13 protein-coding genes are annotated in these 16,057 nt (G+C 66.3%); 4 read left to right on the top strand and 9 right to left on the bottom strand.

Annotated features, from left to right (window positions below):
- Nucleotides 1-93 precede the first annotated feature (93 nt).
- Nucleotides 94-711, top strand: a complete 618-nt coding sequence (locus PMI15_RS14275) for a glutathione S-transferase family protein (protein WP_007870157.1) — start codon at nt 94-96, stop codon at nt 709-711.
- 392 nt (nt 712-1,103) lie between these two features.
- Here the strand turns inward: PMI15_RS14275 and PMI15_RS14270 are convergent, their stop codons facing one another.
- Nucleotides 1,104-1,667 (bottom strand): glutathione peroxidase, encoded by a 564-nt coding sequence (locus PMI15_RS14270; RefSeq protein WP_051001975.1) that lies wholly within the window; start codon nt 1,665-1,667, stop codon nt 1,104-1,106.
- Between the two features lie 359 nt (nt 1,668-2,026).
- Here PMI15_RS14270 and PMI15_RS14265 point away from each other — a divergent pair, with 359 nt between their 5' ends.
- Genes PMI15_RS14265 through rfaE2 form a run of 3 tightly spaced genes read left to right on the top strand, consistent with a single transcriptional unit; the run spans nt 2,027 to nt 3,762 of the window.
- A complete protein-coding gene (locus tag PMI15_RS14265; RefSeq protein ID WP_007870151.1) occupies nt 2,027-2,899 on the top strand; it encodes a hypothetical protein in 873 nt (290 codons plus the stop codon).
- Nucleotides 2,896-3,249 (top strand): Rid family hydrolase, encoded by a 354-nt coding sequence (locus tag PMI15_RS14260; RefSeq protein ID WP_007870148.1) that lies wholly within the window; start codon nt 2,896-2,898, stop codon nt 3,247-3,249. The genes PMI15_RS14265 and PMI15_RS14260 overlap by 4 nt, the downstream gene beginning before the upstream one ends.
- 9 nt (nt 3,250-3,258) lie before the next feature.
- Nucleotides 3,259-3,762 carry a D-glycero-beta-D-manno-heptose 1-phosphate adenylyltransferase gene (gene rfaE2, locus PMI15_RS14255; RefSeq protein WP_007870145.1) on the top strand — a complete coding sequence of 168 codons (504 nt, stop codon included), beginning with the start codon at nt 3,259-3,261 and terminating at the stop codon, nt 3,760-3,762.
- A gap of 16 nt (nt 3,763-3,778) precedes the next feature.
- On the opposite strand, the gene PMI15_RS14250 is transcribed toward rfaE2, so the two are convergent.
- From PMI15_RS14250 to glnE, 8 genes are all read right to left on the bottom strand, one after another.
- Nucleotides 3,779-5,023: a beta-ketoacyl synthase gene (locus tag PMI15_RS14250; protein ID WP_007870143.1), complete on the bottom strand. Its 1,245-nt coding sequence runs from the start codon at nt 5,021-5,023 to the stop codon at nt 3,779-3,781.
- Nucleotides 5,024-5,050: 27 nt separating this feature from the next.
- Nucleotides 5,051-5,359 carry an acyl carrier protein gene (locus PMI15_RS14245; RefSeq protein ID WP_238541126.1) on the bottom strand — a complete coding sequence of 103 codons (309 nt, stop codon included), beginning with the start codon at nt 5,357-5,359 and terminating at the stop codon, nt 5,051-5,053.
- A 44-nt stretch (nt 5,360-5,403) separates the two neighbouring features.
- Nucleotides 5,404-6,450, bottom strand: coding sequence for an SDR family oxidoreductase (locus PMI15_RS14240; RefSeq protein ID WP_007870137.1), 1,047 nt, complete (start codon nt 6,448-6,450; stop codon nt 5,404-5,406).
- A gap of 161 nt (nt 6,451-6,611) precedes the next feature.
- On the bottom strand, nt 6,612-9,719 hold the full coding sequence (locus PMI15_RS14235) for an efflux RND transporter permease subunit (protein WP_007870134.1): 3,108 nt from the start codon (nt 9,717-9,719) through the stop codon (nt 6,612-6,614).
- A gap of 11 nt (nt 9,720-9,730) precedes the next feature.
- Complete coding sequence (locus PMI15_RS14230; protein ID WP_036839142.1) at nt 9,731-10,894, bottom strand: efflux RND transporter periplasmic adaptor subunit; 1,164 nt, start codon at nt 10,892-10,894, stop codon at nt 9,731-9,733.
- 49 nt (nt 10,895-10,943) lie between these two features.
- A complete protein-coding gene (locus tag PMI15_RS14225) occupies nt 10,944-12,473 on the bottom strand; it encodes an efflux transporter outer membrane subunit (protein ID WP_007870129.1) in 1,530 nt (509 codons plus the stop codon).
- Nucleotides 12,460-13,218 (bottom strand): CerR family C-terminal domain-containing protein, encoded by a 759-nt coding sequence (locus PMI15_RS14220; protein ID WP_007870126.1) that lies wholly within the window; start codon nt 13,216-13,218, stop codon nt 12,460-12,462. Before PMI15_RS14220 ends, PMI15_RS14225 begins: the two co-directional genes overlap by 14 nt.
- A gap of 44 nt (nt 13,219-13,262) precedes the next feature.
- The gene (gene glnE / locus PMI15_RS14215; protein ID WP_007870123.1) at nt 13,263-16,025 is read right to left on the bottom strand and encodes a bifunctional [glutamate--ammonia ligase]-adenylyl-L-tyrosine phosphorylase/[glutamate--ammonia-ligase] adenylyltransferase; all 2,763 of its coding nucleotides are present in this window, start codon (nt 16,023-16,025) and stop codon (nt 13,263-13,265) included.
- Nucleotides 16,026-16,057 lie beyond the last annotated feature (32 nt).

Raw genomic sequence — 16,057 nt, 5'->3', positions numbered from 1 at the left:
GTCCAGATTTGCGACGTTTGGAGGAAGCTGTCAGCCGGGGCCCGGGCTTACTCGATAGAATGCACTTCCCTCGGACCACGATCTCACACCACCATGAAACTCATCGGATCCGCCACCAGCCCCTATGTGCGCAAAGTGCGCATCGTAATGGCCGAGAAAAAGCTCGACTTCCAGTTCATCCTGGAAGATGTCTGGGCGGCGAACACCACCATCAGCGCGTCCAACCCCCTGGGCAAGGTGCCCTGCCTGGTCATGGAAGGCGGCGAAGCCGTGTTCGATTCCCGCGTGATCGTCGAATACCTGGACACCCTGTCGCCTGTCGGCAAGCTGACTCCGACCCAGGGCCGTGAGCGTGCCGAGGTCAAGACCTGGGAAGCCCTGGCCGACGGCCTTATTGACGCCGCCATCCTGGCGCGCCTGGAAGCCACCTGGAGCGGCCGCGGCGCCAAGCAGCGCAGCGACGCCTGGATTGACCGCCAGATGGGCAAGATTGACGCCACCCTCAAGGCCATGAGCACCGGCCTGGGTGACAAGGCCTTTTGCAGCGGCATCCACTTCAGCCTCTCGGACGTGGCGGTCGGCTGCGCGCTGGGTTATCTTGATCTGCGCTTCACGCAGGTCAACTGGCGCGAACTCTATCCCAACCTGACCCGGCTGCAGGACAAGCTGATGCAGCGCCCCAGCTTCGCGGAAACGATTCCGCCGGGCTGATCAGACAGGGGAGCTTCCGCCCGGTCGCTCGCCGCAACAGAGGGTGAGCACCCGCAGCCAAAGGACCGCAACGCGCAAGGGCACGCCGCCCATGGGCGGGGCCTTGCTGGCTGGAATATAAAAATGCTGCGAAGCGCCCCGGCGCGAACGAGGGAGGGAGGGAGGAGGAGGAGCGCCCCGGGATTGCAGCTAAGCCTGGACGGCTCAGAAGGCTTCGCAACAATGAAACTGTTTTGTGCCAGCGCTGCTTGTGACAGCAAATATGCGCTTGCCTAAGTATGAGCGCACAAGCGGCCCGGAGTTCCCCGCGGCCACACTGCATCAGGTAAATTTTTGTTAACGACGCAGCGGCCGGTGTGGCATGCCGAAACGGCCTCGGACGGCATCGCACTTCATGGCGCCACCACAAGTTGCTTCTCGATCTCCTGAATGAAGGATCGGCCGCCCGGATCGGCCGTGGAGTTGAAACTGGTGACGCTGCTGCCATCCCGCGCGATCACGTATTTGTAGAAATTCCAGCGCGGCGTGGTGCCTGTTTTGGCCGCCAGCTGCTTGAAAAGCGGATTGGCGTCTTTGCCGGTTACGCTGGTCTTGGTGAACATCGGAAATTTCACCCCGAAGGTGTTTTCGCAGAAGTCCGCGATCTCCTTGTTGCTGCCGGTTTCCTGCGAAAAGTCGTTGGAAGGAAAGCCCAGCACCACCAGCCCCCGGTCCTTGTATCTGGCGTAAAGCGCCTCCAGCCCCTGGTATTGAGGCGTGAAGCCGCAGAAACTGGCGGTATTGACCACGACCACCACTTTTCCGCTGTACTGGCACAGCGACTGCGGCTTTTCGTCCTGCAGGCGCAAAAAGTTTTGTTGCAAAAGACCGGGGCAGGCGGTGGGCGCCGGGCCAGCCGGAGCGGCCGACGCGAGGGAGGCGGCCAGCAGGGCGCCGCCATAAAACATGGCCCACATGGGGTTTCGGGGCTTGAAGGCGGGCATGGTTAAACTCACGGGCAATGGGGCGGTGGGTTGACGGCGGTCCATTCTGGCGCTGTTCGGTTGGCGGCACAAATCGCCTGGACGGGAGACCCCACTGCAGGCGTTGCGGCACTTGTGGGATTCAAGCCTTTTTGAGTGAAAAATGCGGCCGGAATCGAGCCTCACGTAGGCAAACACGCCGGAATGGGCCTGAATTTGCCTGATTTGCCGGTAAATTGCCGACAAATCGCAAGTTGTCACATTAGCCGCCTAAAATCACCCCCAATACCCAGGATGCGCCTAACAGTATCCAAGGCAGATTTATCCGCGAATTTGATCGCGAAGGAGTTCATATGCTTTACCCTGAACTGTTCAAACAACTTGAATCCGTCCGTTGGGACATGGACAAAGACATTCCATGGGCCAGTTTTGACCCGGCCAAGCTGACCGATGAGCAGGCCCAGACCATCAAGATGAATGCCATCACCGAATGGTCCGCATTGCCCGCCACGGAAATGTTCCTGCGCGACAACAAGGATGACAGCGATTTCTCGGCCTTCATGTCGATCTGGTTCTTCGAGGAGCAAAAGCACTCGCTGGTGCTGATGGAATACCTCAAGCGCTTCCGGCCCGACCTGGCGCCCACCGAAAAAGAGTTGCATGAGGTTCGCTTCGAGTTCGAGCCCGCTCCGGCGCTGGAAACCCTGATGCTGCATTTTTGCGGCGAGATCCGCCTGAACCACTGGTATCGCCGTGCCAGTGAGTGGCACACCGAGCCGGTCATCAAGCAGATTTACACCCAGCTGAGCCAGGACGAAGCGCGCCACGGCGGCGCTTACCTGCGCTACATGAAACGCGCCATCAACAATTTCGGCAATGAAGCGAAGACCGCCTTCACCAAGGTCGGCGTGCTGATGGCCAGCGCCCGCCGCACGGCGCAGGCCCTGCACCCGACAAATCTGCACGTGAATAAGAGCCTGTTTCCGCGCGACACCATCCAGAGCCGCCTGCCCAACCCGGAATGGCTGGAGCACTGGCTGGACACGCAGATCAAGTTCGACGCGGTGTGGGAGGGCAAGGTGGTTGAGCGCATCCTGCACAACCTGAGCCTGTTGATGAACCAGAGCTTCAAGACCGTGCAGGAGCTCAACCGCTACCGCAAGGAAATCGGCAAGGAGCTTGCCGACTCCATCGCCGCCGCCAAGCCCTCGCCCGCCGGCGCATGATGCAGGACCTGCGCTGGCCGAGCAGCGCCGGCGGCAGGAGTCGGGTGGTTGCCCGCGGCGCGCAGGTGTTCGCGGTGGCGAACGCCAGCGACGCCAAGCTGGATTTCGATGGACAGCTTTTGCAGACGCTGGAGATGCTTGACGCCCACCTGGCGCACGTGGGTGCTTCGCGCGCATCGCTGCTGAGCGTGCAGATCTTCCTGGCCGACATGCGGCACAAAAAGCATCTGGACACCGCCTGGCGTGCGTGGATAGGCGAGGACAGCACCGCCTGGCCCCAGCGCGCCGTGGTGGGCGCCCAGTTGGACGGCGGCCTGCTGGTCGAGATCGTGGCCCAGGCCTTCCGTTAAAGTCGCGGGATGCCCAGCCATCCCCAGCCCCCCGAATTCCTGAAAAAAATCGTCTCCCGAGAGGAGGCGCCACAGCGCCTGGCTGCGCTGCCCCGCCCTGTCGTCTTCACCAATGGGGTGTTTGACGTGCTGCACCGCGGGCATGCCAGCTACCTGGCCCAGGCGCGCGCGCTGGGCGGCAGCCTGGTGGTGGCCCTGAACACCGACGCTTCGGCCCGGCGGCTCGGCAAAGGCCCGGACCGGCCGCTCAACAACGAGCAGGACCGCGCCATCATGATGGCCGCGCTCGAGTCCGTGAGCCTGGTCACCTGGTTCGACGAGGACACGCCGCTGGAGCTGATTTCCGAGCTGCGGCCCGACCTGCTGGTCAAGGGCGGCGACTACGACATGGACAAGCTCGCGGAAACTGCGGTGGTCAGGGCCTATGGCGGCGATGCCCGGGCGATCCCGTTTGTGGACGGCTATTCGACCACCGCGCTGGTGAAAAAAATCAGGGCCGCGGGCGGCGCTTGAGGCCGGTGCGGCGGCCTCAGGCGTTCCTGGCGATCAGCACGGCATTGGAGCCGCCGAAGGCAAAGGAATTGGACATCACCGCGCGCAGGCCCTTGGCGCCGCGTGGCGTCAGCGGGACGTAGTCCAGGTCGCAGCGCGGATCGGGATGGTGCAAAAAAGCCGTGGGCGGCAGTTGCCCGGCGCGCAGGGCCATCACGCTCGCGATGAATTCCATGGCGCCAGCCGCGCCCATGGCATGGCCGTGCACGCCCTTGCTGGAGCTGATGGGCAGGCTCCAGGCCAGTTCCTGGAAGGCCAGCTTGATGGCGCTGGTTTCCACCACGTCACCCACGTCGGTCGCGGTACCGTGGGCATTGAGGTAGCCGATGTCGGAGGCCCGCATTTCCGCGTCGGCCAGTGCCAGCGTCATGGCACGCGCCTGGCCCTGGGCATCGGGCTGGGTCAGGTGGTGGGCGTCGGTGGTGGAGGCGTAGCCGCACAGCTCGGCCAGGATGGTGGCGCCGCGGCGTTTGGCGCTCTCCCACTCTTCCAGCACCAGCATGGCGGCGCCTTCGGCCAGCACCAGGCCGCTGCGGTCGGAAGAGAATGGGCGGCAGGATGTTTCGGGGCCTTCGGGGTGGGGTTTGGCCAGGGTGTGCATGGCCTGCCAGGCCTTGATGGTGCCGCGGTTGAGCAGCGCCTCCGAGCCGCCGGCCAGCATGGCGTCGGCATAGCCGTGGCGGATTTGCCGGAAGGCCTCGCCGATGGAGGCGGCCGAGGAGGCGCAGGCGTTGGAGATGGTGCTGCTCGGCCCCTTCAGGCCGAACTCCATGGATACATGGGCGGCAATCGCGTTGTTCATCGCCAGCACCACGGTCATGGGGCGCAGGCGGGCAACCTTTTGCTCGAGCAGGGCCGTGTAAGCCACATCGGTGGAACTCGCGCCGCCGCTGCCCGTGCCCAGGGACACGCCAAAGCGCTCGGCGGCGAAGCTGTTGTGTACGGCGGCGGGGTCCCCCAGGCCGGCCTGCGACATGGCTTCGCGGCCCGCCACCAGCGCAAACTGGCTGACCCGGTCCATGGTCAGCAGCCGGGCGCGCGGGAAATGAGGGTCGGGATCAAAATCGATCGCGCCGGCCAGCACGCTTTCGGTGCCGGTGGGAAAGGGAATGTCTACGGCGCGGATGCCGGAGCGGGCGGTCAGCAGGGCGTCAAAAAAAGCCGGGGTGCCGGTCCCCACGGCGGAGATGACGCCCAGACCCGTGATGGCAACGCGACGCATGGATGTCCTGGGGCGCCCGCCAGGGGCTCAAGCGGCGGGCTTGCCCGATGGCAGCAAAGGCTCGATCAGTTGAACCATTTCAGCCAGGGTCCGGGGCGGATTGGCCTGGTCGGGAATCTGGATGCCGAACTGGTCTTCGATCTGGAAGAGGAATTCGATGACCGCCAAGGAGTCCAATCCAAGGCTTTCCAGCGTGGCATCAGGCAGCAGTTTTTCCTCGCTGATGCCAAATGTCTCGGCAAAAAGTTTGATCAAATCAGAATTCATCACCCAACCAGTACGTATATGCAAAGCGTCATTGTCCCACCATCGCCGTGACGGCTGACCTTTGTTCAAACCTCGAGGTCATTCTACAAAAGCGGTGGCGTTGTTTTTGTGCTTCAGGGGGTGTACATCTGCCGGACGGCATCCGACAGGCTGAACGTTCCCAGGAGCTCCCCTAAATAGCTGACCGGCGCCGGTGCAACGGCCGCCGCGCCGATTTCAGCGCGCAAACGCGCGTTGCTGAACACCGCATCGGCTGTCAAAAAAGGCAGGTAGGGTTGCAGTGCCTCGAACATCCAGCGCTGGCGGGCGAATTTGGGTGTCGGCACGAAGTCGCGCCCCCGCATCACCAGCTTGCCTATGCCCGGCATGGTGGCCGTCAACTCATCGGCCAGCACTTTGAACGTCATGGAGTCTTCGCCGGTTGACACGTGGTAGCAGTCGTGGGCCAGTTCGCCCTTGAGCAGCATTTCGGCGAAAGCGCCGGCGATGAAGTCCACCGGCGCGAAATCGAGCCTGGCCTGGGGATCCAGGGGAACGTCCCCCAATTCGGCCATCACGGGAATCGACCACAGCATGTTGCGGGAAAGCTTGGCGTCGTCAATGCCGCGCGACAGCACAATGCCGGGGCGCAGGCTGACAAAGGGGCTGCCTGCGGCGCGCAACAGGGTTTCAGCGTCGCGCTTGGACCGAATGTAGTCATTGGCATAGCCGGCGAAGGGCATGTCTTCCGTGATCACGCCGCGCGGTTCGGTGGTGACCGCCGCGGTGCCGACGAAAAAGCCGCGCTGCGAGGGGGCCAGGTTTTTGAGGATGCCGGAAAACTGTTCGGCCGCCTTGATATTGATAGGGTAAACCCCTGCGCCGGGCTTGAAGGAAGTGCTGGCCGCCGAATGCAGGATCACGTCGGCGGACTGCAGCACGGCCGTGCTCAGGCCGAAGTTGGGCTCTATGACGTCGCCGGCTTCGGCGGACACCATCTCGGCGAACTCGGGTTTCCACAGAACGCTCTTTTTGAGGCGCTCCAGGAGGCGGTCACGGGCTTGGTTCGAATCGGCGGCGCGCACCACAGCGGTGCTGTAGATGCCGCGCGCGGCCAGAAGAAGCATTAACTCGCCGCCAATCAGGCCGGTTGCGCCCGAAAGCAGTACGCGTTTAGACATGTGAAGAAATGTAAAGCTGAACCCGGGAGTATAAGCCAGCCTATATGACACGCTTGTAAAACCCCCGTGGGCGAAACCGTCTAAATCAGCACAATCGCACGCCGGCCGGGCTTTTTTGGCGGGGGGCAAGTTCCCCTCGCCGCACCCGGCCCATCCCTGGTCTATTCCCCGGCTTGCGCCGGAGCGGGGGTTTCGCCCTGCCGGCCGCGCAATCGCCTGCTGGTGCGCCGGATGAAGTGCTCCAGGTCATCGATATAGGTGAACACCGCGGGCACCACCAGCAGGCTGAGCACGGTGGAGGTGATCAGGCCGCCGATCACGGCGATCGACATCGGCGAGCGAAAGCTCGGGTCGGCGGCGCCCAGGCCCAGGGCGATAGGCATCATGCCGGCGCCCATGGCCAGCGTGGTCATGATGATGGGCCGCGCGCGCTTGTGGCAGGCGTCCAGCAGCGCGTCCCAGCGCGACATATTGTGGTCGCGCCGTGCCACGATGGCGTACTCCACCAGCAGGATGGAGTTCTTGGTGGCGATGCCCATCAGCATGACGAGGCCGATCAGCGAGGGCATGGAAAAGCTCTTCTGCGCGATCAGCAGGCCGACGAAGGCGCCGCCCAGCGACAGCGGCAGGGCCGCCAGGATGGTCACCGGGTGCAGGAAGTCCTTGAACAGCAGCACCAGCACGATGTAGATGCACAGCACGCCGGTTGCCATGGCCAGCAGGAAGCTGCCAAACAGTTCGCCCATGACTTCGGCATCGCCGATTTCCACCACCTTGACACCCGCCGGCAGGTTCTTGACGGCCGGCAGCAATTTCACCGCCTCGGTGATGTCGCCCAAGGCTCGCCCCGAGAGTTCGATCTCGAATTTGACGTTGCGCGATCGGTCGTAGCGGTCTATGACCGCCGGACCGCCGGTGATTTCCAGCGTGGCCACCTGGCCCAGCATGACCGGGCCGACGCCGGGCTTGACGCTGGGCACGGCCAGGCGCTCGAGCACGCTCAGGTCCTTGCGGGCCGCGTCGTCGAGCTTGACGACGATGGGCACCTGGCGCTGCGAGAGGTTGAGCTTGGGCAGCGATTCCTCGTAGTCGCCGACCGTCGCGATACGCAGCGTCTCGCCCATGGCCGCGCTGGTCACGCCCAGGTCGGCCGCACGCGCGAAGTCCGGCTTGATGGCGATTTCAGGCCGCACCAGGCTGGCGCTGGATGAAATATTGCCCAGGCCGGGAATGGTCCGCAAATCTTTTTCCACCGCCATCGCGGCGGCCTGCAAGGCGTTGGCGTCCTCGGCCGTCAGCACCAGGATATAGGCTTCGCCGGATCCGCCCAGGCCGACCTTGCTGCGCACGCCGGGCAAGGATTCCAGGGCCGCGCGCATTTTGTTCTCGATGCCCTGCTTGCGCGGGCGTTCGTTGCGCTCGTCGAGCAGCACGGTCAGCGTGGCCTTGCGGGTTTCCGCCGCGCCCTGCATGGCGAAGGGGTCGCCGCCGGCCGTGCCCCCGCCTATGGTGGTGTAGACGTTCTTGACGTGCTCGACCTTGCTGATGAGCTGGCGCGCATGCTCGGCCGAGGCCCTGGTCTGGGCCAGCGTCGCGCCGGGTGGCAATTCCAGGTAGACCTGGGTCTGCGAGTTGTCGTCGGCCGGGATGAAGCCCGTGGACAGCAGCGGGATCAGGGCCACCGAGCCGAAGAAAAACAGCGTGGCCAGGATCATGGTCTTCAGGCGGTGATGCAGGCACCACGAGGCGGCCCGCATATACCACTTCATCCAGCCCGGGTCGCTGTGCGTGCCCACCACGGGCTTGAGGATGTAGGCCGCCATCATGGGCGTGAGCACCCGCGCCACCACCAGCGAGGCGAAAACGGCCAGCGAGGCCGTCCAGCCGAACTGCTTGAAGAACTTGCCGGCCACGCCGCTCATGAAGGCGGTGGGCAGGAACACCGCGATCAGCGTGAAGGTGGTGGCCACGACCGCCAGGCCGATTTCGTCGGCCGCTTCCATCGCGGCCTCATAAGGCGTTTTCCCCATGCGCAGGTGGCGCACGATGTTTTCCACCTCGACGATGGCGTCGTCCACCAGGATGCCTATCACCAGCGAGAGCGCCAGCAGCGTGATCACATTGATGGAAAAACCCAGCATGTGCATGCCGATGAAGGCCGGGATCACCGACAGCGGCAGCGCCACCGCGGAGACGAAGGTGGCGCGCCAGTCGCGCAGGAACAGCCACACCACCAGCACGGCCAGGATGCCGCCCTCGTAGAGCAGGTGCATGGAGCCGTCGTATTCCTCCTGCACCGGCTTGACGAAGTTGAAGGCCTCGACGAGTTCCACGTCGGGGTATTGCCGCTTGAGTTCGGCCAGTGCGGCCTGCACGGCGGCACCCACCGCGACCTCGCTTTCGCCGCGGCTGCGCGCGACCTCGAACCCGACCACGGGTTTGCCGTCCAGCAGCGCCGCCGCGCGCGGCTCGGCGGTGGTGTCGGTCACGGTGGCGACCTGGTCCAGCCGTATGCGCCGGCCGTCGCTCAGGGCCAGCTCTATGTTGGCCAGTTCCGCGGCTGATTTCACCGTCGCCAGGGTGCGCATGGGCTGCTCGCTGCCGCCCAGGTCGGCGCGCCCGCCGGCGCTCTCCGTCTGCACCTGGCGCAACTGGCGGGAAATGTCGGACGCCGTGGCGCCCAGGGCCTGCAGGCGCGACGGATCCAGCGCCACGCGCACCTCGCGCGAAACGCCGCCCACGCGGTTGACCGCGCCCACGCCGCGCACCGCCAGCAGCTTGCGCGAGACGTCGTTGTCGACGAACCAGGACAGCGCTTCCTCGTCCATGCGCGGCGAACTGATGGTGAAGGCCAGCACGGGCTGGCCAGCCAGGTCCATCTTGGAGACCACCGGTTCGCGCACGTCGGCGGGCAGCTCGCTGCGCACCTTGGACACCGCGGCGCGCACGTCGTCCACGGCTTCCTGCACGGGTTTTTCGAGCCGGAACTCGGCCGTGATGGTGGCGCCGCCGTCCTGCACCTTGGTATAGATGTGTTTGAGGCCCTGCACCGTGGCGATGGAGTTTTCCAGCTTGCGCGCCACTTCGGTTTCAAGCTGGGCGGGCGCCGCGCCCGGCAGAGAGGCAGACACCGTCACTGTGGGCAGGTCGATATCGGGAAAGTTCTGTACCTTCATCGCCTTGAAGGACAGCATGCCGGCAAAGGTCAGCAGCACAAACAGCATGACCGCCGGAATCGGGTTCTTGATCGACCAGGAGGAGACGTTCATGGGCCTGCTCCTTATTTGCTGGCGGCCGTCGCCGGCCTGGCGGTGGCCGGTGCGGCGGGGACGGCGTCGCTGACCCTGACCAGGTCGCCGTCGTTCAGGAAACCCGCGCCGTTGACGATGATGCGCGCGTCCGCGGCCAGGCCGGAAGTGATTTCGACCCGGTCTCCGGCCAGCCGGCCGGTCTGCACCTTGAGCTGGCTGACGCGGTTGTCGGCATTGAGGCGAAACAGGTAGTTAAAGCCATCGCGCACCACCAGCGCCGGCTGCGGCACGGTCAGCGCGGGCGTCTCGCCCAGCTCGAACTCCCCGCGCGCGAACATGCCGGCCTTGGCCGGCGACGCCATGCCGGCGGAAACCGGCAGGTCCACATAGACCAGTGCCGCGCGGGTTTGCGGATCCACGCTGGGGGCGATCATGCGCACCCGGCCCTTGAGTTCGGCGCCGCTGGCGGCCACCACCCTGGCCGTGGTGCCGGCCTTGATGCGGCCCAGTTCGGCCGAGGTCACCTCCGCGCGCCACTCGAGGCGCCCGCCGCGTATCAAGCGGAACAACTCGGTTCCCTGGGGCACCACCGAACCCACCGTCGCGGTGCGCGCGGAGATCACGCCGCTGTCGGGCGCCAGTACCTGGGTGTTTTTGCCGCGCAGCTGCTGCGCGTCGAGCACGGCCTTGGCCGCCTCGACACGCGCCTTGGCGGTCTGCTCGGCGGTGTTGTACTGGTTGATCTGCTGGTCGCTCAGCGCACCCGAGCTGGCCAGGGTGCGCGCGCGCGCCGCGTTGTCGGCTGCGTCGGCGGCGTTGGCCTGCGCCTCGATCAGGCTGGCGCGGGCCTGCGCGGTGTCGGCCAGCACGCTGTCGCCCGAGAACACCGCCAGCACCTGCCCGGCCTTGACCTGGTCGCCGACATTGGCCTGCACCTGCACCAGCCGCAAGCCGTTGGACTCGGAACCGATCACGGCCTCCTGCCAGGCCGTGATGTTGCCGTTGGCGTTGAGCCTGACCGGCAGGGTCATCTGCCGCGGCAGTGCCGTGGCGACGGTCAGGGCCGGCTTGGCGGTGGGCGGGGTGTCGCCTTTGGCCTGCGATTTGGAGAAGAAAAAGGCGGCGCCTCCCGCCACCAGCACGGCAGCGGCAATCAAGGCAATGGCAAAAGGGGTGGGCTTGAGTTTTGGCATGGTGTGCGAGGGCTCTGTCATGAGTGGCGAAAGTGATGGGCTTGCGGCTTCAGGGCGCCGTGATGGCAGCGGGCGTGACGGGCGCCGAGACGTTAGACACCAGGGGTTGCACCGGCGGCTCGGCCGTGGTCCAGCCGCCGCCCAGCGCGCGGTACAGGGCAACCCAGGCGCTGCGGCGCTCGCGCTGCAGCGCGACCACATTGCTCTGCGCCGCCAGCAGCGTGCGGCGGGCGTCCTCGAGCTCGACCAGGCTGGCCAGCCCGCTCTTGTAGCGGGCCTCGGTGCCGGTGAAGGAGGCGCGGTAGCCTTGCGCGGCGACCCGCGCGTCCTCGTTGCGCTCGGCGGTGCTTTGCAGCTTGACCAGTGCTTCCTCCACCTCCTGCACGGCTTTGCGCACGCTGGCGCGGTACTGGGCCACGGCGTCCTCGTAGCGGGCCTTGGCGGCCTCCACATTGGCTTCGCTGGCGCCGCCGTCAAACAGCGGAACCGTCAGCTGCAGCGGCCCGACCGTCCAGGTGTCAAAACGCTGCGTGGAGGCGCTGGTGCGCGACTTGGTGGTGAACACCGAGCCGCTCAGGCTCAGCCTCGGAAAGCGTTGCGCGCGCGCACTGCCTACTTCCAGGTGGGCCGCGTCCACCTCGCGCGCTGCGTTGAAGATGTCGGGCCGCTGGGCCAGCACCTCGGCGGGCACGCTGATGACCGGTGCCATGGATTCCTGTGTCAGGTCGACGGGATTGGCGGCCAGTTTTTGCCGCAGCGCGGGCTCGTCAATGGCCGTCAGCGCCACCAGCGCCTTGATGTCCAGGTCGCAGAGCGTGCGCTGCTGGATGGCGTTGCCGTGCCCTTCCGCGGCGCTGGCCTGGGCCAATGCCGCAGTGGCGGGCGCCTGGAAGCCGGCCTTGGTGCTCAGTTCCGCGAGCCGCGAGGTTTCGGCCCGCGAGGCGGCGTCGGCGCGCGCGACCTCCAGCAGCTTCTCGCAGGCGCGCAGGCTGTAATACTGCGTCGCGACTTCGGCGGCCATGGACACGCGCGCGGCATGCCAGGTCGCCTGCGAGCCCTCAAAGCGCTGCTGGTCGGCATCGCGGCTGGCCGCGTACTGGCCGAACAGGTCGATCTCCCAGGACGCCTGCAGGCCCGCCTCCAGCGTCGTGGCGATCGGCGGCGTCGCCCGGTTGACAGGCGCCGAGCGCCCGCGGCTGGCACTGCCGATGGCGTCCAGCGTGGGCAGCATCGCCGCGCCGGAAGCCACGCGCGAAGCCCGCGCCTGCTCGATGTTGGAACGTGCCGTCGAGACGCTGGGGCTGACGGCCTCCGCCGCCATGATCAGTTCCACCAGCAAGGGGTCGTTCTGCTGCCCCCACCAGCGGGACAGCCCGGCCAGGCTGCCGTTGTGGGGCAGGGCGGCGGTGGTGCCTGGCGCGGCAGCCGGCACGGGCGCCTGCCACTGCGTCGGGACGGGGGCGGCGGGTGTGTTGTGGGGAAGGTCCGTGGCGCAGCCGGCCAGCAGCAGCGCACAGGCGGCCAAAAGTCCCGGTGCCGTCAGGCGGGACGGCTTGCGCTGGGAATCAGGTTTTTTCATGGCTTGCGGTTTTCAGTTGCGGCGCGCCGGCCGCGGGATGGTCTGGAAGGTGGCTCCGGCGCGCCGTTTCGACGGCGACCATGGCTTCGGCATAGGCCACCAGGCTGGAGGCCCACTGCTCCACGGCGTCGGGGGTGCCGAACAGCTGGGGCCGGATCGCGTCCACCACCTCGCGGCTGATGAACATGTGAATGGCCAGGCCGGTGATGGAAAAGGCCAGCCTGTGCACCTCGTCATCGGCCTTGGACAGCCCCAGGTGGCGGCACAGCACCTTTACCAGGGCCGCGTGTGCGGGCTTGATGCCGTTGTCGATTTCTTCGGCCCACAGGCCCGTGGGCTCCAGCATCTCGCGAAAATGCAGCCGGGTCGACAGCTGGACCAGTTCGCCCTGGCGCAGGGGCTCCAGGAAACCCGAGAAAAACCCCTCCAGTGACTGGCGCAGCGTGAAGTGCGGCTGGTTGTACAGCGCGATGTCGTCGCGCGCGCTGCCCAGCGGTTCGGTGAACACGGCGCGGTACAGCCCCGCCTTGTCGCCGAAATAATAGCTGATGGCCGCCACGTTGGCCCCCGCGGCCTGGGCGATGTCGCGTATCGAAGTCTTGGCAAAACCCTTCTCGGAGAACAGGCGCAGCGCCGCGTGCAGCAGGTGCGCCCTGGCGTGAGCGCCGTCGGAGCGCTGCTTGCGGGCTTCGCCTTCAGTGCCGGAGGCGCGCGATACAGTTTTGGGGCGGGGATCGGCATTCATGTGCCGCATTAGAGCACATGAATCAAACAAGCGATTGAATTAAATCAATCGTTTGATTTGAAGGTGGAAATCCACAGCTGCCGGATGGCGTCGCACTCGGCCTGCAGCGCCGGCGGGCTGACCTGGGTCGGCTCCTCGTTGAGGCGGGCGCGGTGCTGCACGCGCCGCAGCTCGCGGTAGGCGGCGGCCGCGCGCTGGCCCACGCCGGGCGGCAGCAGGCCGGCGGCTTCGGCGCGCTGCAGCAGGGAGATGTTGCCCACGTTGGCGATCAGCTCCGGGTGCCGCGCGGATTCGGACAGCACCAGGAATTGCACGGCGAACTCGGCGTCCACCATGCCGCCGGGGCTGTGTTTCACGTCGAATTTGTCGCCCCGCACCGGTCGGGCGCTGCGCACCTTCTCGCGCATGGCGACGATCTCGCTGCGCAGCGCCGCGGTATCGCGCGGGGCGGTGATGACGGTCTCGCGCACCTGGTCAAAGCGCTGGCGCAGCGAATCGCCGCCGAGCACGCAGCGCGCGCGTGTCATGGCCTGGTGTTCCCAGGTCCAGGCGGTGTTGCTGCCGCGCTGCTGCTGGTAGCGGGTGTAGGCCTCGAAGCTGGTGACCAGCAGGCCCGAATTGCCGTTGGGGCGCAGGGCCGTGTCGATCTCGAACAGGTCGCCCTCGCCGGTCTTGATGGTCAGCCAGTTGATCAGCTTGCGCACAAAGGCCGCATAGACCTCGGGCGCGCGTTCGTCCTCGTCCTCGTAGACGAACACGATGTCCAGGTCGCTGCCGTAGCCGAGCTCCTTGCCGCCCAGCTTGCCGTAGGCAATGATGGCGAACTGCGGCGTGTCACGATGGCGGTTTTTCAGGCGCTGCCAGCACCAGCGCGCGGTGATGTCCAGGATCGCTTCGGCCAGAGCGCTCAGGTCGTCGGCCACCTGCTCGACCGTGAGCACGCCTTCGAGGTCACGCGCCAGCGTGCGAAAGACCTCGGCATGGTGGGCGCGGCGCAGCAGGTTCAGGCAGGTTTCCTCGTCGTCCTCGCCGGTGCTGCGCAGGGCAGCCAGTCGTTGCTCCACGTCGCGGGCGAAAGCCGCGCCGTCAAAGCGTTCCTTGAGCAGCTCGTCGCTGGCCAGCTCGTCGATCACGCCGGGATGCAGCAGCAGGTAGCGCGCGGGCCATTTGGCCGCGCCCAGCAGGCGCAGCAGGCGCTCATGCACGGCCGGCCGCTCCAGCAGCAGCGCCAGGTAGCTTTCGCGCCTGAGCAGGGGTTCTATCCAGTCGATGATGCGCACGGCGGCCTCTTCCGTCACCGTACCCTCGGCCAGCCAGGCGGCGGTGCGCTGCACCAGCCGCGTCAGGCGCGCGCGTGAATCCTCGCGCAGGCCCAGCACGCGGGGATGCTGGCGCCACAGCGCCAGGCGCGCGCGGAACTGTTCGGGCCATTGCTCGGAAAGCTGCTCCAGCAGGTCATCGAGTTGCTGCGGTGGGGCCTTGGCTTTACCGCCGCAGCCCTTGCAGTCGGGCTTGCCGCCCAGCAGCTTGTCAAACTCGCCGGCCACCAGTTCCCGATGCGCGTCGAGTTCGCTGAGAAAGGGGCAGCAGTTGCCGTAGCCCAGTGTTTCGGCGATCCAGGCCAGGTCGTCGTCGCGCGTGGGCAGCACATGGGTCTGCTGGTCGTCCAGGTACTGGATGCGGTGCTCCACCCGGCGCAGGAAATCGTAGGCCCGCGCCAGCGCGTCGGCCGTTTCCTGCGGCATCAGGCCGGCGCGGGCCACGCGTTGCAGGGCGTCCACCGTGGGGCGGGTGCGCAGTTCCGGGAATTGCCCACCGCGCACCACCTGCAGCAACTGCACGGTGAATTCAATTTCGCGTATGCCGCCGCGCGACATCTTGACGTCGTTGGCGCGTTCGGGATGGCCGGCGCAACGTTTGGCCGCATGCTCGCGGATCTGCCGGTGCAGCGTGCGCAGCGCGTCGAATACGTTGTAGTCGAGGTAGCGCCTGAACACAAAGGGCAGCACCGGGCCGCGCAGCGCCTGCGCGGCGCCGCTTTGCACGCACGCCAGCGGTGCCACCACACGGCTTTTGAGCCAGGCGAAACGCTCCCATTCGCGGCCTTGCGCCTGGAAATATTCTTCCAGCGCGCTGAGCGAGACGGCGGCCGGGCCGGAATTGCCGTTGGGCCTGAGCGCCAGGTCAACCCGGAAAACAAAGCCGTGCTCGGTGGCATCGCCGATCAGGCTGAAGACGGCCTTGACCTGGTGCGCGAAGTATTCGTGGTTCGATATCTGGCCGCGTCCGTCGCTGCGCCCGGCGGTTTCACCGTTGTGGTCGTAGACATAGATCAGGTCGATGTCGCTGGAGACATTGAGTTCGCGCGCTCCCAGCTTGCCCATGCCGACCACCCACATCCGGGCGCGCTCCCCGCCGGGAGCCTGCGGCGCGCCGTGCTGGGCGTCAAGCGTGCGGGCCGACTCCCGCATGGCCACGTCGAGGGCCAGCTCCGCCAATTCGGTCATGGCGCAGGTCACGACCTTCAGCGGCGCCTGGTCTTCGCTGGCGCCGTCGCAATCGAGCACCACCAACCTTTCCATCACCAGCTGGCGCAACACCCGCAGCGCGGCGCCGGTTTCCAGCCCCTGCGCCAGCAGGGCATCCAGGGCGGTTTGCATGCCGGCGCGCACCGGCGCCCCGGGGGGCAGCAGCGCAAGCCATTCGGCATAGCGGCGGCGCACGCGCTGGACGAAGCGGGAATAACCTGACGCGGCCGGCCCGGCGGCGGAGGGAGATTCAGGGCTGGCGGTCAGGGCAACGGTCATCACACTACTTCACAAAACTTCATGGTCCCCCG

Origin of the sequence: Polaromonas sp. CF318 (assembly GCF_000282655.1) — a bacterium.
GTDB lineage: Bacteria > Pseudomonadota > Gammaproteobacteria > Burkholderiales > Burkholderiaceae_C > Polaromonas.
This window is presented reverse-complemented; position numbering and strand designations above follow the sequence as displayed.

Excerpts from the sequence above, each read along its gene's own strand:
- PMI15_RS14240 (WP_007870137.1), bottom strand. The coding sequence starts at position 6,450 with ATGTCTAAACGCGTACTGCTTTCGGGCGCAACCGGCCTGATTGGCGGC.
- PMI15_RS14265 (WP_007870151.1), top strand. The coding sequence starts at position 2,027 with ATGCTTTACCCTGAACTGTTCAAACAACTTGAATCCGTCCGTTGGGAC.
- PMI15_RS14260 (WP_007870148.1), top strand. The coding sequence starts at position 2,896 with ATGATGCAGGACCTGCGCTGGCCGAGCAGCGCCGGCGGCAGGAGTCGG.
- rfaE2 (WP_007870145.1), top strand. The coding sequence starts at position 3,259 with ATGCCCAGCCATCCCCAGCCCCCCGAATTCCTGAAAAAAATCGTCTCC.
- PMI15_RS14250 (WP_007870143.1), bottom strand. The coding sequence starts at position 5,023 with ATGCGTCGCGTTGCCATCACGGGTCTGGGCGTCATCTCCGCCGTGGGG.
- glnE (WP_007870123.1), bottom strand. The coding sequence starts at position 16,025 with ATGACCGTTGCCCTGACCGCCAGCCCTGAATCTCCCTCCGCCGCCGGG.
- PMI15_RS14230 (WP_036839142.1), bottom strand. The coding sequence starts at position 10,894 with ATGCCAAAACTCAAGCCCACCCCTTTTGCCATTGCCTTGATTGCCGCT.
- PMI15_RS14270 (WP_051001975.1), bottom strand. The coding sequence starts at position 1,667 with ATGTGGGCCATGTTTTATGGCGGCGCCCTGCTGGCCGCCTCCCTCGCG.
- PMI15_RS14275 (WP_007870157.1), top strand. The coding sequence starts at position 94 with ATGAAACTCATCGGATCCGCCACCAGCCCCTATGTGCGCAAAGTGCGC.
- PMI15_RS14225 (WP_007870129.1), bottom strand. The coding sequence starts at position 12,473 with ATGAAAAAACCTGATTCCCAGCGCAAGCCGTCCCGCCTGACGGCACCG.
- PMI15_RS14220 (WP_007870126.1), bottom strand. The coding sequence starts at position 13,218 with ATGAATGCCGATCCCCGCCCCAAAACTGTATCGCGCGCCTCCGGCACT.
- PMI15_RS14235 (WP_007870134.1), bottom strand. The coding sequence starts at position 9,719 with ATGAACGTCTCCTCCTGGTCGATCAAGAACCCGATTCCGGCGGTCATG.